Consider the following 14,341-nt stretch of genomic DNA (forward strand, 5'->3'; position numbering starts at 1 on the left):
ATGATTTCATTGTGGAAGTAATTTGGATTTGGAAGAAAATTTGGAGCGGGAAACGAGACTCGAACTCGCGACCCCGACCTTGGCAAGGTCGTGCTCTACCAACTGAGCTATTCCCGCTTGGGTGTGTCTACTGCTACTGCTTTCAAATTTTTGGAGCGGGAAACGAGACTCGAACTCGCGACCCCGACCTTGGCAAGGTCGTGCTCTACCAACTGAGCTATTCCCGCAAAATCTGGCAATTTTTGTTGCTGTCGTAATTCGCATTTCTGCTTCGTTACGGGAGGCGCATTATACGAGAATTCTTTCCCCCTGCAACCCCCCCTGAAGCGATTTTTTATTTTTTTCGTTCAAGTGCTGGATAAATCGGCAGATTGCCTATTTTAGCGCCAATTCATCCCTTTAGCACGTTAAAGCTGAATAAAATGTTCGCGATAGTAGGCTAACTCGGCCACCGACTCGCGGATATCATCCATCGCCTGATGAGTGCCCTGTTTTTTAAAGCCAGGCAGAATTTCTGGCTTCCAGCGACGCGCCAGCTCTTTTAAGGTACTGACATCCAGATAGCGATAGTGGAAATAGGACTCCAGCTCCGGCATGTATTTAAACAGGAAGCGACGATCCTGGCCGATACTGTTACCGCAGATTGGCGATTTGCCCTGCGGCACCCACTGCTTGAGAAATTCCAGCGTCGCCAGTTCCGCTTCACGATCGCCCAAGGTACTGGCCTTCACGCGTTCAACCAGCCCGCTGCCGGTATGAGTGCGAACATTCCAGTCGTCCATCAGCGCCAACTGCGCATCAGACTGGTGGACAGCAATGGTCGGCCCTTCCGCCAGGATATTCAGCTGTGCATCGGTCACCAGCGTGGCGATTTCAATAATGCGATCGCGCTCGGGATCCAGACCCGTCATCTCCAGATCGATCCAAATCAGGTTGTTTTCATCTGCACTCATGTTATTTTCCACCCTTCTGTCTTACCTGCCGCGGTAGGTTAACTAGTATTAATTAGCGTGTATCATAGAGGTTTTGCCCAACATGGGCGACCAGGAGTCAGCACGATTGAGTAAAAATAAACTCTCCAAAGGTCAACAGCGCCGCGTAAAAGCCAATCATCAGCGCCGCCTGACGACAACTGCGGAGAAGCCAGATTACGACGATAACCTGTTTGGCGAAGCCGCCGAAGGTATCGTTATCAGCCGCTTTGGTATGCATGCCGATGTGGAGTCCGCCGATGGCGAAACCCACCGCTGTAATATCCGCCGCACCATCCGCTCGTTGGTTACCGGCGATCGCGTCGTTTGGCGGCCAGGGAAAGCGGCTGCGGAAGGCGTCAGGGTCAAAGGCATCGTTGAGGCGGTGCACGAACGAACGTCGGTGCTTACCCGCCCGGATTTCTATGACGGCGTGAAACCCATCGCCGCCAATATCGATCAGATCGTTATCGTTTCCGCCATTTTGCCAGAACTGTCGCTCAATATTATCGACCGATACCTCGTGGCCTGCGAAACGCTCGATGTTGAACCCCTTCTTGTGCTTAACAAAATCGACCTGCTGGATGAAGAAGGCATGGCATTTGTTAACGAGCAGATGGATATCTATCGCCATATCGGTTACCGCGTTCTGATGGCGTCGAGCCATACGCAGGATGGCTTAAAGCCGTTGGAAGAAGCGCTCACTAACCGAATCAGCATCTTTGCCGGTCAGTCCGGGGTGGGTAAATCCAGTCTGCTCAATGCGCTACTGGGGCTGAGCGATGACAGCATCCTGACCAACGATGTCTCCAATGTTTCAGGCTTAGGCCAGCACACCACTACCGCCGCGCGTCTGTACCACTTCCCGCACGGCGGCGATGTTATCGACTCCCCTGGCGTTCGTGAATTTGGCCTTTGGCATCTCGAGCCGGAACAAGTGACCAATGGTTTTGTCGAATTCCATGACTACCTTGGCCATTGCAAATATCGCGACTGTAAACACGATACCGATCCAGGCTGTGCCATCCGTGAAGCCGTGGACAACGGGAAGATTGCCGAGACGCGTTTTGAAAACTATCACCACATTCTGGACAGTATGGCGCAGGTAAAAACGCGTAAAAACTTTTCAGAGACCGATAAATGAGAACTATGATTTTGCCGACTGACATTTTTGCTAACAATCGCTAGAATCGGCCGCTTTTCTCATTAAGATCCGACGCCTGTCGTCGGGTCAGGAACGACACATATTGGCCTGGAGGCTACCTTGTTAAACTCGTTTAAACTTTCACTGCAATACATTCTGCCTAAACTGTGGCTTACGCGTCTCGCAGGCTGGGGTGCAAGCAAACGAGCGGGATGGCTGACCAAATTGGTTATCGATCTGTTCGTGAAATTCTACAAGGTCGACATGAAAGAGGCGCAGAAGCCGGATACCGCCAGCTATCGCACCTTCAACGATTTCTTCATCCGTCCGCTGCGTGAAGATGCCCGCACGGTCAACACCGATCCGTACGTGCTGGTCATGCCAGCCGATGGCGTCATCAGCCAGCTTGGCGCAATTGAAGGCGATAAAATTCTGCAGGCCAAAGGCCACGATTATTCGCTGGAAGCGCTGTTGGCCGGTAACTACATCATGGCCGACCTGTTCCGTAACGGCACCTTCGCCACGACCTACCTCTCCCCGCGTGATTACCACCGCGTGCACATGCCGTGCAACGGTATCCTGCGCGAGATGATTTACGTATCCGGCGATCTCTTCTCCGTCAATCATCTGACGGCGCAGAACGTACCGAATCTGTTTGCCCGAAACGAACGTGTTATCTGCTTGTTTGATACCGAATTTGGTCCAATGGCGCAAATTCTGGTCGGTGCGACCATCGTCGGCAGTATTGAAACCGTCTGGTCTGGCACCGTCACGCCACCGCGTGAAGGCGTGATCAAGCGCTGGACCTATCCGGCTGGCGACCAGGAAGGTTCTGTCGCGCTGCTGAAGGGTCAGGAAATGGGCCGCTTCAAACTGGGTTCAACGGTTATTAACCTGTTTGCCCCGGGCAAAGTGAAACTGGTCGACGCGCTGAAAAACCTCTCCGTGACGAAACTGGGTGAACCGCTGGCTATCTCTACGGAAGCGGTGGTTGAGCCAACTGTCGTCGCTGAGCCTGAAGCTGTCGTTGAGCCAGCCGTCGTCGCTGAGCCTGAAACTGTCGTTGAGCCAGCCGTCGTCGCTGAGCCTGAAGCTGTCGTTAAGCCAACTGTCGTCGCTGAGCCTGAAGCTGTCGTTGAGCCAGCCGTCGTCGCTGAGCCTGAAGCTGTCGTTAAGCCCGAAGCCACCGTTGAGCCGGCCACCGAACAGGCCGTTGAGCACAACGCGGTGCCAAAGTCTGACGACAAAAAAGAACAAAGCTAACCACTCAATAAGGGTCTGATGTGCGCCTGATTATCACTTTACTGATGGCCTGGTGCCTCAGCCAGGGGGCGTACGCAGCGACGGCCCCTAACGCTCGACAAATCACCCAGGAACTGGAACAGGCGAAAGCGGCTAAACCCGCTCAGCCTGAAACCGTCGAGGCGCTGGAAAGCGCACTTACCGCGCTCGAGGAGCAAAAAGGCTCCCTTGAGCGCGCCGCCCAGTACCAGCAGGTCATCGACAACTTCCCCAAACTCTCCCAAACGCTACGCAGCCAGCTCAACAACCTGCGTGATGAACCACGCCAGGTTCCCGACGGAATGAGCACCGACGCGCTCAATCAGGAGATTTTGCAAATCAGCAGCCAACTGCTGGAGAAAAGCCGTCTGGCGCAACAGGAACAGGATCGCGCCCGCGAAATAGCGGACTCCGTCAATCAATTACCGCAGCAGCAAACTGACGCCCGCCGGCAGTTGAACGATGTCGAACGCCGTCTTGGCACCAACACTGGCAATACGCCGCTGGCCCAAGCGCAAGCGCTTAGCCTGCAGGCTGACTCCAGCAAACTGAAGGCGCTGGTCGACGAACTGGAACTGGCACAGCTTTCCGCCAATAATCGCCAGGAACTGGCGCGTATGCGCTCAGAGCTGGCACAAAAACAGAGTGAACAGCTTGACGCCTATCTACAGGCGCTGCGCAACCAGCTCAATAGCCAGCGTCAGCAGGAAGCGGAACGCGCGCTGGAAAGTACAGAACTGCTGGCCGAAAACAGCGAGAATCTGCCCGCTGGTATCGTTAACCAATTTAAAATTAACCGTGAGCTTTCCCAGGCGCTGAACCAGCAGGCCCAGCGTATGGATTTAGTCGCCTCCCAGCAGCGCCAGGCCGCTAATCAGACTTTGCAGGTGCGTCAGGCCCTCAACACGCTGCGCGAGCAGTCACAGTGGCTGGGGGCATCAAATTTACTCGGTGAGGCGTTGCGTGCTCAGGTTGCGCGCCTGCCTGAAATGCCGAAGCCGCAGCAGTTGGATACCGAAATGGCGCAGCTGCGTGTGCATCGCCTGCGTTATGAAGATTTGCTGAACAAACAGCCGCAGCTGCGCCAGCTCCATCAGCTTGACGGTCAGCCGCTCACCAGCGAGCAAAACCGCATACTTGAGGCCCAACTGCGCACCCAGCGTGAACTGCTGAACTCCCTGCTGCAAGGCGGTGACACGCTGATCCTTGAGCTCACCAAGCTGAAAGTCTCCAATAGTCAGTTGGAAGATGCGCTGAAAGAGGTCAACGAAGCGACGCATCGCTACCTATTCTGGACTTCCGATGTGCGCCCTATCGACTTCAGTTGGCCGATTGAAATCGTTCAGGATCTGCGCCGCCTGATATCGCTGGATACCTTTAGCCAGCTCGGCAAAGCCGGCGTGATGATGGTGACCAGTCGTCAAACGCTGTTCCCACTCTTCGCCGCGCTGTTGCTGGTTGGCTTTAGCATTAGCTCACGTAAGCACTTTACGCGTTTTCTCGAGCGTTCCAGCGCTCGCGTAGGCAAAGTAACCCAAGACCACTTCTGGTTAACCATGCGCACGGTCTTCTGGTCGATTCTGGTGGCCTCGCCGCTGCCGGTGCTGTGGGCAACGCTCGGCTACGGTCTACAGGAAGCCTGGCCGTATCCGCTTGCCGTCGCCATCGGTGATGGCGTTACTGCTACCGTACCACTACTGTGGGTCGTGATGATCTGCGCCGCCTTCGCCCGCACTAACGGCCTGTTTATCGTTCACTTCGGGTGGCCACAAAACCGCGTGGCCCGTGCCATGCGCTATTACCTGATGAGCATCGGTCTGATCGTGCCGCTTATCATGGCGCTGATCATGTTTGATAATCTCAACGATCGAGAATTTTCGGCTTCGCTTGGCAGACTCTGTTTTATTCTGATCTGCGGTGCGCTGGCCGTGGTGACGCTCAGCCTGAAGCGCGCGGGTATTCCACTCTATCTCGACAAAGAGGGTAACGGTGATAATCGGGTCAACAGCATGCTGTGGAACCTGATGATCGGTGCGCCGCTGGTCGCTATTTTTGCCGCAGCCGTTGGCTATCTCGCCACATCGCAGGCGCTGTTGGCGCGCCTGGAGACTTCGGTAGCCATCTGGTTCCTGTTGCTGGTGATTTACCACGTCATACGCCGCTGGATGCTGATTCAGCGCCGCAGGCTGGCATTCGAGCGAGCTAAACACAAACGAGCCGAAATGCTGGCACACCGCGCCAGAGGTGAGGAAGAACCGCACGCCACCAGCATTGAAGGAACGGCTGAGATGGAGGTGAGTGAGGTCAATCTCGACACCATCAGCGAACAGTCTCTGCGCCTCGTTCGTTCCATTCTGATGCTGATTGCGCTGGTGTCGGTCATTATCCTGTGGTCGGAAATTCACTCGGCGTTTGGCTTCCTCGAGAACATCTCGCTGTGGGATGTTACGTCTACCGTACAGGGTGTTGAAAGCATTGAGCCAATTACCCTCGGGGCTGTGCTCATTGCTATTCTGGTGTTGATCATTACCACCCAACTGGTGCGCAATCTGCCAGCGCTACTTGAGCTGGCCATCCTCCAGCACCTCTCCCTGACCCCGGGCACCGGTTACGCCATTACCACCATCACGAAATACATCCTGATGATGATTGGGGGCCTGATGGGCTTCTCGCTGCTGGGGATTGAGTGGTCGAAACTGCAATGGCTGGTTGCCGCACTCGGTGTGGGGCTCGGTTTTGGCCTGCAAGAGATATTCGCCAACTTTATCTCTGGCCTGATTATTCTGTTTGAAAAGCCGATTCGTATCGGCGATACGGTCACCATCCGCGACCTGACCGGTAGCGTCACGCGTATCAATACCCGTGCCACGACCATCAGCGACTGGGACCGCAAAGAGATCATCGTGCCAAACAAGGCCTTTATCACCGAACAGTTTATCAACTGGTCGTTGTCGGATTCAGTCACCCGCGTGGTGTTAAGCATCCCGGCACCATCGGATGCCAACAGCGAAGAGGTTGCGCAGATCCTGCTGACCGCCGCGCATCGCTGCTCGCTGGTCATTGATACACCCGCACCGGAAGCGTTCCTGGTGGATTTACAGCAGGGAATTCAAATTTTCGAACTGCGTATCTACGCCGCCGAGATGGGCCATCGCATGCCGCTGCGCCACGAACTGCACCAGTTAATTCTGGCCGGTTTCCGCCAGCACGGTATCGATATGCCGTTCCCACCTTTCCAGATGCGTCTGGAGAGCATCAACGGCAAAAAATCAGCAAATACCCTGACATCGGCCGGACGTAGTAGTCGCCAGCCGGGTAGCCTGTAAATGCTCGCCTTTCTTCGCCAGAGGAAAGGCGAGTACGCATCAACAGATTGGCATCGCTGACCGCACACGGTCATTAAAAAAGGGATAAAAAAAAATGGCGCTATCTGCGCCATTTTTTATCTTCATTGACAGCGGGTTAGGCTCGGTCGACGGTAAATGCCAGCACATCAGCCAGACTTTCCGCGCCCAGCGCAAGCATTACCAGCCGGTCAACGCCCAACGCCACGCCCGAGCAGTCCGGCAAACCGGCCGCCAGCGCATCCAGTAGATTTTGATCAATCGGCTGCTGCGGTAAACCGCGTGCAGCACGCTTACGGTTATCCTGCTCAAAACGCTGCCGCTGCTCGCGGGCATCGGTCAACTCGTGGAAACCATTCGCCAGCTCGATCCCTTTGAAGTAAACCTCAAAGCGTTCGGCCACACGATGATCTTCCGTGCTGATCTGCGCCAATGACGCCTGGCTTGCCGGGAAATGGTAAACGAACGTTGGACGGTCTTTGCCGATATGCGGCTCAACGCCAAAGGCAAAGAGCATCTGTAGCAGCGTATCGCGATCTTCTTCAGTATCAGCAATGTTGCTTAAATCGAGCTTCGCCGCCACCTCTCGCAGCAGGGTTTTATCCGCCGACAGCGGGTCAATTTCCAGATGACGCTGGAACGCCTGCTGGTAAGAGAGACTCTCAGCCGGCTGGGTTTCCAGAACCTGCTGCAGCAGATCGTCGACTTCGTTGATCAGGCGATACATATCAAAGTGCGGGCGATACCACTCCAGCATGGTGAACTCTGGGTTGTGGTGACGTCCCATCTCTTCGTTACGGAAGCTTCTGCACAGCTGGAACACCGGGCCACAACCTGCAGCCAGCAGGCGTTTCATATGGTATTCCGGGCTGGTCATCAGATACAGGTTCATTCCCTGGGAATGTCCCGGGCCAACAAAGCGAGTCTCAAACGGTACCATATGGATGTCAGTGACCGTTGCCTGGCTCATGCAGGGCGTTTCCACCTCCAATACGCCGCGGTCCGCAAAGAAACGACGGATTTCCGCCATCAGCGCCGCACGTTTTAACAGGTTGGGGATGGACGCGCTCGGCTGCCAGGTTGCCGTCTCGCTCATGTTTTTCTCTCCGATTTCAGTCAAGGGCACGAAGTCTACCCGCAAGCGACACACGACACAAATATTGCCCAATGATTGTAGAGGTCACGAGAGGCCAGAATTTCCTAAGAAATTCCAGAACGTAATTCATAGGCTACAGTGGTAAATAAAGCGCACATATCGATAAAAAAATCGAACACATCAAATTTCCCTCTTAACCCCGCGGGTATACTGCTTTACCCATAAAGGAGCAGTGGAAACGCTTTTGCGACAGGCCACGTGATATCCCCCGCGTAGCTCGTTGTGAAATAACAATAATCTGGAGGAATGTCGTGCAAACCTTTCAAGCCGATCTTGCCATTATAGGCGCAGGTGGAGCTGGATTACGCGCTGCTATCGCAGCCGTCCAGGCCAACCCAAAAGCCAAAATCGCTTTGATCTCAAAAGTTTATCCTATGCGCAGCCATACGGTTGCCGCCGAGGGTGGCTCTGCCGCCGTCGCACAGGACCATGATAGCTTTGAATACCATTTCCACGACACCGTCGCCGGTGGCGACTGGCTTTGCGAACAGGATGTCGTCGATTACTTCGTTCATCATTGCCCAACGGAGATGACCCAGCTCGAGCAGTGGGGTTGTCCATGGAGCCGTCGCCCGGACGGTAGCGTCAACGTTCGACGCTTCGGTGGCATGAAAATCGAACGGACATGGTTTGCCGCCGATAAAACCGGCTTCCATATGCTGCACACCCTGTTCCAGACCTCCCTGCAATTCCCCCAAATCCAACGCTTTGATGAACACTTCGTCCTCGACATTCTGGTTGATGACGGTCAGGCCCGTGGTCTGGTCGCGATGAACATGATGGAAGGTTCACTGGTGCAAATCCGCGCTAACGCGGTGGTGATGGCCACCGGCGGCGCGGGTCGTGTCTATCGCTACAACACGAACGGCGGCATCGTCACCGGTGATGGCATGGGCATGGCGCTCAGTCACGGCGTTCCGCTACGCGATATGGAATTTGTTCAGTATCACCCGACCGGTCTGCCGGGCTCCGGTATTCTGATGACCGAAGGCTGCCGCGGCGAAGGCGGTATTCTGGTTAACAAAAACGGCTACCGCTATCTGCAGGACTACGGCATGGGCCCAGAAACTCCGCTGGGCGAGCCAAAAAACAAATACATGGAACTGGGTCCGCGCGACAAAGTCTCCCAGGCCTTCTGGCACGAATGGCGCAAAGGCAATACCGTGCCTACGCCGCGTGGCGATGTCGTTTACCTGGACCTGCGCCATCTTGGCGAGAAAAAACTGCTGGAACGCCTGCCGTTTATCTGTGAGCTGGCGAAAGCCTACGTCGGCGTCGATCCTGTGAAAGAGCCTATTCCGGTGCGACCAACGGCGCACTACACCATGGGTGGCATCGAAACCGATCAGCAGTGTGAAACCCGTATTAAAGGGCTGTTCGCCGTGGGTGAGTGCTCTTCGGTCGGTCTGCACGGCGCGAACCGTCTGGGCTCCAACTCGCTGGCGGAACTGGTGGTGTTCGGCCGTATGGCCGGTGAACAGGCGATGGCTCGCGCAGCAACCGCCGGTGAAGCAAACGGCAGCGCGCTGGACGCGCAGGTCAGCGATATCGAAAACCGCCTGAAAGCGTTGGTTAACCAGGAAGGCAATGAAAACTGGTCGAAGATCCGCGACGAAATGGGTCTGTCGATGGAAGAAGGCTGCGGCATCTACCGTACGCCGGAATTGATGCAGAAAACTATCGATAAGCTTGCTGAACTGCAGGAGCGTTTCAAACGCGTGCGCGTCACCGATACCTCCAGCGTCTTCAACACCGATCTGCTTTACACCATCGAGCTGGGCCACGGCCTGAACGTCGCCGAATGTATGGCGCACTCCGCAATGGCGCGCAAAGAGTCGCGCGGCGCACACCAGCGTCTGGATGAGGGTTGTACCGAGCGTGATGATGTTAACTTCCTCAAGCATACCCTCGCCTTCCGCGACGCTGACGGCACCACGCACCTCGACTACAGCGATGTGAAAATCACCACCCTGCCACCGGCTAAACGCGTGTACGGCGCAGAAGCAGAAGCGGCCGAGAAGAAGGAGACGGCGAATGGCTGAGATGCAGAAATTAAAAGTTGAGATCGTGCGCTACAACCCGGAAGTGGACAGCGCGCCTCACAGTGCGTTCTATGAAGTCCCTTACGACGAGCAGACTTCTCTACTCGATGCACTGGGCTACATCAAAGACAACCTGGCTCCGGACCTAAGCTATCGTTGGTCCTGCCGTATGGCGATCTGTGGTTCCTGCGGCATGATGGTTAACAAAGTGCCGAAGCTGGCCTGTAAGACCTTCCTGCGTGAGTACACCAAAGGGATCAAAGTCGAGGCGCTGGCAAACTTCCCTATCGAGCGCGATCTGGTGGTTGATATGACCCACTTTATCGAGAGCCTGGAAGCGATTAAACCGTATATCATCGGCAACCCGCGGACACCAGATCAGGGGCCAAATACCCAAACCCCAGCGCAGATGGCGAAATACCATCAGTTCTCTGGCTGCATTAACTGCGGCCTGTGCTATGCGGCTTGCCCGCAGTTTGGTCTGAATCCTGAATTCATCGGCCCGGCGGCGATAACCCTCGCTCACCGCTACAACGAAGATAGCCGCGACCACGGGAAGAAAGAGCGCATGGCGCAGCTGAATGGTCAGAATGGCGTCTGGACTTGTACCTTTGTCGGCTACTGCTCCGAAGTGTGTCCAAAACACGTCGATCCCGCCGCCGCCATTCAGCAGGGTAAAGTGGAAAGTTCGAAAGACTTTCTTATCGCTACCCTGAAACCACGCTAAGGAGTGCATTATGACGACTAAACGCAAACCCTATGTACGGCCGATGCCGTCCACCTGGTGGAGAAAACTGCCGTTTTATCGCTTCTACATGCTGCGTGAAGGCACAGCGGTACCCACCGTCTGGTTCAGTATTGTACTGATCTACGGTTTGTTTGCGCTGAAGCACGGTGCTGAGAGCTGGGCTGGCTACGTAGGCTTTTTACAAAACCCTATCGTGGTCGTGCTGAATCTGATCACCCTGGGCGCTGCGCTGCTGCACACTAAAACCTGGTTTGAGCTGGCGCCAAAGGCAGCCAACATCATCGTGAAAGGCGAGAAAATGGGGCCGGAGCCGATTATTAAAGGGCTCTGGGTCGTGACCGCAGTGGTCAGCGTGGTGATATTGTTTATCGCCCTGTTCTGGTAAGGAGACTGGCATGATTAACCCTAATCCAAAACGTTCCGACGAGCCGGTATTCTGGGGCCTGTTCGGCGCAGGCGGCATGTGGGGTGCGATTATCGCCCCGGTTATTGTGCTGCTGGTTGGCATTATGCTGCCGCTAGGTCTGGCGCCGGCTGACGCCTTTAGTTACGAACGCGTTCTGGGCTTCGCCCACAGCCTGATTGGCCGTGCGTTTATCTTCCTAATGATTGTTCTGCCGCTGTGGTGCGGTCTACACCGTATCCACCATGCGATGCATGATCTGAAAATCCACGTCCCGAACGGAAAATGGGTATTCTATGGTCTGGCAGCTATTCTGACGGTCGTGACGCTGGTCGGGGTACTGTTTATCTAAACCAGCGCCACGTTGCCCGGGCAGGTTACGATGCCTGTAGCCTGCCTGGCAATATCGCGTAGCGCGTTAATGTGCGCTCAACTTCAGACCAATAATTCCCATCACGATCAGCGCCAGACTGGCGATACGCATTGGGCTGGCGGACTCGCCTAATAGCAAAATGCCGGTTATCGCAGCCCCAACGGCGCCAATTCCAGTCCAGACCGCATAAGCCGTCCCTACCGGCAGGCTTTTCATCGCCCATGACAACATGGCCATACTAACCACCATCGCCACCACCGTAATCACGCTGGGTACCAGACGGCTAAATCCATGGGTGTACTTCAGGCCAACAGCCCAAACCACTTCAAGAAGACCAGCAACAAAGAGAATTATCCAGGACATAGTAGGCTCCATGATGATGGGGCCGTCCCCGAGTGCGATAAGCTTACGGGTCGTCCCGTAAGGTGTTTAGAAGGGGTCAGTATAGGTGACGAAAAACGACGGTACAACAGCAGGTCGTACCGTCAGTTTATATTTATTGCTGCGCCTTGGTTGCTGCCCCAGAAATCGCGCTACCACCATCGGAAATATCCTGTCCAAGACCTCGGGTGGTGTTACATGCAGTTAAAACCGAGGAAAGTACCAGGACCGTAAAAATCGCCGCGATCGCTTTTTTCACCATAATGTCATCCTTTATGTCAGTTTTACTTATCTTGCTTGATAAGCATAGACAACTTCACTCAGGATGTTGGTTCTCAGCGATTTTTTTCAGAATAAAAGCGGAAAAGAGCAGAGATAAGGCAGGGATTGCAGAAGGCAGGCGCAGCAGAGCTGCTGCGCCACGGCTCAGGACATGAATTACTTCACGCGAGAGACGTATTCGCCAGAGCGAGTATCCACTTTGATCACTTCGCCAATCTGTACGAACAGAGGAACTTTTACGACTGCGCCAGTAGACAGAGTCGCTGGTTTACCGCCGGTACCTGCAGTATCACCTTTCAGACCTGGATCGGTTTCAATGATTTCCAGTTCAACAAAGTTTGGTGGAGTAACAGAGATAGGCTGGCCGTTCCACAGGGTCACGATGCACTCAGCCTGATCCAGCAGCCATTTAGCGTTATCGCCAACCGCTTTCTCATCGGCTGCCAGCTGTTCGAAGGTTTCGTTGTTCATGAAGTGCCAGAACTCACCGTCGGTGTACAGGAAAGTCAGGTTCATATCGGCAACATCTGCACCTTCAGCGGAGTCAGTAGACTTGAAGGTTTTCTCAACGCGAGTACCGGTCAGCAGGCGGCGCAGCTTAACGCGTGCGAATGCCTGACCTTTGCCCGGTTTAACGAATTCACTGGCTTCAACCGCGTACGGTTCGCCGTCCATCATGATTTTAAGACCAGCACGAAAATCGTTGCTATAGTAAGTCGCCATAAGGCCCTCTGAAATTGTTAAATGGTAGCTAAGCCACAAAATGGCGCATATTGTAACCCTAAATACCCCATCCAGAGAAGATTGGTTGATGCAACTTGCCGATGTTCTCACCGATCCGGATGAACTATTACGTCTTCTGAATATAGACGCTGATGAAAATTTGCTCGCTGGCCGTGAGGCTAAGCGTCTTTTCGCCCTGCGCGTTCCGCGCGCGTTTGTCGCGCGAATGGAAAAAGGTAATCCTAACGATCCTCTGTTACGTCAGGTACTTACCTCGCAAGAAGAATTTATTGCCGCGCCTGGCTTTTCCACCGATCCACTGGAAGAACAGCACAGCGTGGTGCCGGGACTGTTGCATAAATACCGCAATCGCGCGCTATTACTGGTGAAAGGCGGATGCGCGGTAAATTGTCGTTATTGCTTCCGTCGCCACTTCCCATATGCCGACAACCAGGGCAATAAGCGGAATTGGCAGGCCGCGCTGGACTATGTTAGTGCGCACCCTGAGCTTGATGAAATCATCTTCTCAGGTGGCGATCCGCTGATGGCAAAGGACCACGAACTGGACTGGCTGCTTACGCAGCTAGAATCGATCCCGCATATTAAACGCCTGCGTATCCACAGTCGTTTACCGATCGTTATCCCGGCACGCATCACTGATACACTGGTTACCCGCTTTGAGCGCTCATCACTGCAGATCCTGCTCGTGAATCATATTAACCACGCCAACGAAATCGGGGTCGAGTTCCGCACCGCCATGAAGCATCTGCGCCTGGCCGGCGTGACGTTGCTCAACCAGAGCGTTTTGCTACGCGGCGTTAACGATAATGCGCAAACGCTGGCAAACCTCAGCAACGCGTTATTTGACGCAGGCGTGATGCCTTATTACCTGCACGTTCTGGATAAAGTGCAGGGCGCGGCTCACTTCCTCATTAGCGATGATGAAGCGCGTGAGATTGTGCGTGAATTGCTCACTCTGGTATCAGGTTATATGGTGCCTAAGCTGGCTCGAGAGATTGGCGGAGAACCAAGTAAAACGCCGTTGGATCTCCAACTACGCCAGCGCTAATACCACGAATATAGTCAGGCGTAGGCCTGCCTATATTCTCTGGACATCATGGGCGGCCATGTTATTTTAGGCATAGTTAAACACAATAAAAACAAACCATATCAATAAGTTAAATTTCTCATTTAACTGAAAAATGGTTAAGGAGAACCGTTTGTCGATTACAATGATGGGTATTAATGCCGGCGTCATCCGCCAGGATAGTCATTTTATTGCGCTGGCGCTGAAAATTAAGTCACCGCGTAATCAAGAGTCACTCTTCTTCCTGCCCGTAATTGTCCTAAAAGATCTGCTGATTGCGCTGGAGTTTCGTCTGTCTCAGCTACCGCAGCTAAGTGCGGAGAAACGCCGCCAATATGAAAAGCTGCGTGATAAAACCGTCCAGAAAATGCACCAGAATATCCCATCGATTCAACACGCTGAGCTA

The 14,341-nt window shown here is 54.2% G+C and carries 13 protein-coding genes, 2 tRNA genes and 1 pseudogene; 9 read left to right on the forward strand and 7 right to left on the reverse strand.

Features of this window, described 5'->3' with window-relative positions; genetic code table 11:
- Positions 1-41: 41 nt before the first annotated feature.
- The 3 genes from KCR01S_RS17160 to orn form a co-directional block, all read right to left on the reverse strand.
- Positions 42-117, reverse strand: a tRNA-Gly gene (locus KCR01S_RS17160).
- 34 nt (positions 118-151) lie between these two features.
- Positions 152-227 (reverse strand) — tRNA-Gly (locus tag KCR01S_RS17165).
- 180 nt (positions 228-407) lie between these two features.
- Positions 408-953, reverse strand: a complete 546-nt coding sequence (gene orn / locus KCR01S_RS17170; protein ID WP_061284275.1) for an oligoribonuclease — start codon at positions 951-953, stop codon at positions 408-410.
- Positions 954-1,059: 106 nt separating this feature from the next.
- Here orn and rsgA point away from each other — a divergent pair, with 106 nt between their 5' ends.
- The 3 genes and pseudogenes from rsgA (at position 1,060) to mscM (ending at position 6,722) form a co-directional block, all read left to right on the forward strand.
- Positions 1,060-2,115, forward strand: a complete 1,056-nt coding sequence (gene rsgA, locus KCR01S_RS17175; protein ID WP_174522460.1) for a small ribosomal subunit biogenesis GTPase RsgA — start codon at positions 1,060-1,062, stop codon at positions 2,113-2,115.
- Positions 2,116-2,235: 120 nt separating this feature from the next.
- Positions 2,236-3,192, forward strand: a pseudogene (gene asd, locus KCR01S_RS17180) (archaetidylserine decarboxylase); the annotation flags it as partial.
- Between the two features lie 206 nt (positions 3,193-3,398).
- On the forward strand, positions 3,399-6,722 hold the full coding sequence (mscM, locus tag KCR01S_RS17185) for a miniconductance mechanosensitive channel MscM (protein ID WP_061284279.1): 3,324 nt from the start codon (positions 3,399-3,401) through the stop codon (positions 6,720-6,722).
- A 136-nt stretch (positions 6,723-6,858) separates the two neighbouring features.
- Here the strand turns inward: mscM and epmA are convergent, their stop codons facing one another.
- A complete protein-coding gene (gene epmA / locus KCR01S_RS17190; protein ID WP_061284281.1) occupies positions 6,859-7,836 on the reverse strand; it encodes an elongation factor P--(R)-beta-lysine ligase in 978 nt (325 codons plus the stop codon).
- A gap of 311 nt (positions 7,837-8,147) precedes the next feature.
- On the opposite strand from epmA, the gene frdA reads away from it, so the two are divergent.
- From frdA to frdD, 4 genes are read left to right on the forward strand one after another with little or no spacing between them, the layout of a single operon-like run.
- Entirely contained in the window at positions 8,148-9,938 is a 1,791-nt protein-coding gene (gene frdA, locus KCR01S_RS17195) for a fumarate reductase (quinol) flavoprotein subunit (RefSeq protein WP_061284283.1), read from the forward strand.
- Positions 9,931-10,665, forward strand: a complete 735-nt coding sequence (locus tag KCR01S_RS17200; RefSeq protein ID WP_061284284.1) for a succinate dehydrogenase/fumarate reductase iron-sulfur subunit — start codon at positions 9,931-9,933, stop codon at positions 10,663-10,665. The genes frdA and KCR01S_RS17200 overlap by 8 nt, the downstream gene beginning before the upstream one ends.
- Before the next feature lie 10 nt (positions 10,666-10,675).
- The gene (gene frdC / locus KCR01S_RS17205; protein WP_052284676.1) at positions 10,676-11,071 is read left to right on the forward strand and encodes a fumarate reductase subunit FrdC; all 396 of its coding nucleotides are present in this window, start codon (positions 10,676-10,678) and stop codon (positions 11,069-11,071) included.
- Between the two features lie 10 nt (positions 11,072-11,081).
- A complete protein-coding gene (gene frdD, locus KCR01S_RS17210) occupies positions 11,082-11,441 on the forward strand; it encodes a fumarate reductase subunit FrdD (RefSeq protein ID WP_052284675.1) in 360 nt (119 codons plus the stop codon).
- 66 nt (positions 11,442-11,507) lie between these two features.
- Here frdD and sugE read toward each other — a convergent pair whose 3' ends face one another.
- The 3 genes from sugE to efp all read right to left on the reverse strand — a co-directional run bounded on the left by sugE (position 11,508) and on the right by efp (position 12,848).
- Complete coding sequence (gene sugE, locus KCR01S_RS17215; RefSeq protein ID WP_061284286.1) at positions 11,508-11,825, reverse strand: quaternary ammonium compound efflux SMR transporter SugE; 318 nt, start codon at positions 11,823-11,825, stop codon at positions 11,508-11,510.
- 133 nt (positions 11,826-11,958) lie between these two features.
- Positions 11,959-12,105 (reverse strand): lipoprotein toxin entericidin B, encoded by a 147-nt coding sequence (ecnB, locus tag KCR01S_RS17220; protein ID WP_061284288.1) that lies wholly within the window; start codon positions 12,103-12,105, stop codon positions 11,959-11,961.
- A gap of 176 nt (positions 12,106-12,281) precedes the next feature.
- A complete protein-coding gene (gene efp / locus KCR01S_RS17225) occupies positions 12,282-12,848 on the reverse strand; it encodes an elongation factor P (protein ID WP_061284291.1) in 567 nt (188 codons plus the stop codon).
- Between the two features lie 40 nt (positions 12,849-12,888).
- Between efp and epmB the strand changes: the two genes are divergently transcribed.
- Both epmB and yjeJ read left to right on the forward strand, forming a co-directional pair.
- Positions 12,889-13,917, forward strand: coding sequence for an EF-P beta-lysylation protein EpmB (gene epmB, locus KCR01S_RS17230; RefSeq protein WP_061284293.1), 1,029 nt, complete (start codon positions 12,889-12,891; stop codon positions 13,915-13,917).
- Between the two features lie 151 nt (positions 13,918-14,068).
- The coding region (yjeJ, locus tag KCR01S_RS17235; RefSeq protein ID WP_218007477.1) for a YjeJ family protein at positions 14,069-14,341 on the forward strand (273 nt) is incomplete at its 3' end.

This window comes from Kluyvera cryocrescens NBRC 102467 (assembly GCF_001571285.1).
In the GTDB taxonomy this organism is placed as follows: Bacteria; Pseudomonadota; Gammaproteobacteria; order Enterobacterales; family Enterobacteriaceae; genus Kluyvera; species Kluyvera cryocrescens.

Excerpts from the sequence above, each read along its gene's own strand:
- orn (WP_061284275.1), bottom strand. The coding sequence starts at position 953 with ATGAGTGCAGATGAAAACAACCTGATTTGGATCGATCTGGAGATGACG.
- epmA (WP_061284281.1), bottom strand. The coding sequence starts at position 7,836 with ATGAGCGAGACGGCAACCTGGCAGCCGAGCGCGTCCATCCCCAACCTG.
- KCR01S_RS17200 (WP_061284284.1), top strand. The coding sequence starts at position 9,931 with ATGGCTGAGATGCAGAAATTAAAAGTTGAGATCGTGCGCTACAACCCG.
- frdC (WP_052284676.1), top strand. The coding sequence starts at position 10,676 with ATGACGACTAAACGCAAACCCTATGTACGGCCGATGCCGTCCACCTGG.
- frdD (WP_052284675.1), top strand. The coding sequence starts at position 11,082 with ATGATTAACCCTAATCCAAAACGTTCCGACGAGCCGGTATTCTGGGGC.
- sugE (WP_061284286.1), bottom strand. The coding sequence starts at position 11,825 with ATGTCCTGGATAATTCTCTTTGTTGCTGGTCTTCTTGAAGTGGTTTGG.
- ecnB (WP_061284288.1), bottom strand. The coding sequence starts at position 12,105 with ATGGTGAAAAAAGCGATCGCGGCGATTTTTACGGTCCTGGTACTTTCC.
- efp (WP_061284291.1), bottom strand. The coding sequence starts at position 12,848 with ATGGCGACTTACTATAGCAACGATTTTCGTGCTGGTCTTAAAATCATG.
- epmB (WP_061284293.1), top strand. The coding sequence starts at position 12,889 with ATGGCGCATATTGTAACCCTAAATACCCCATCCAGAGAAGATTGGTTG.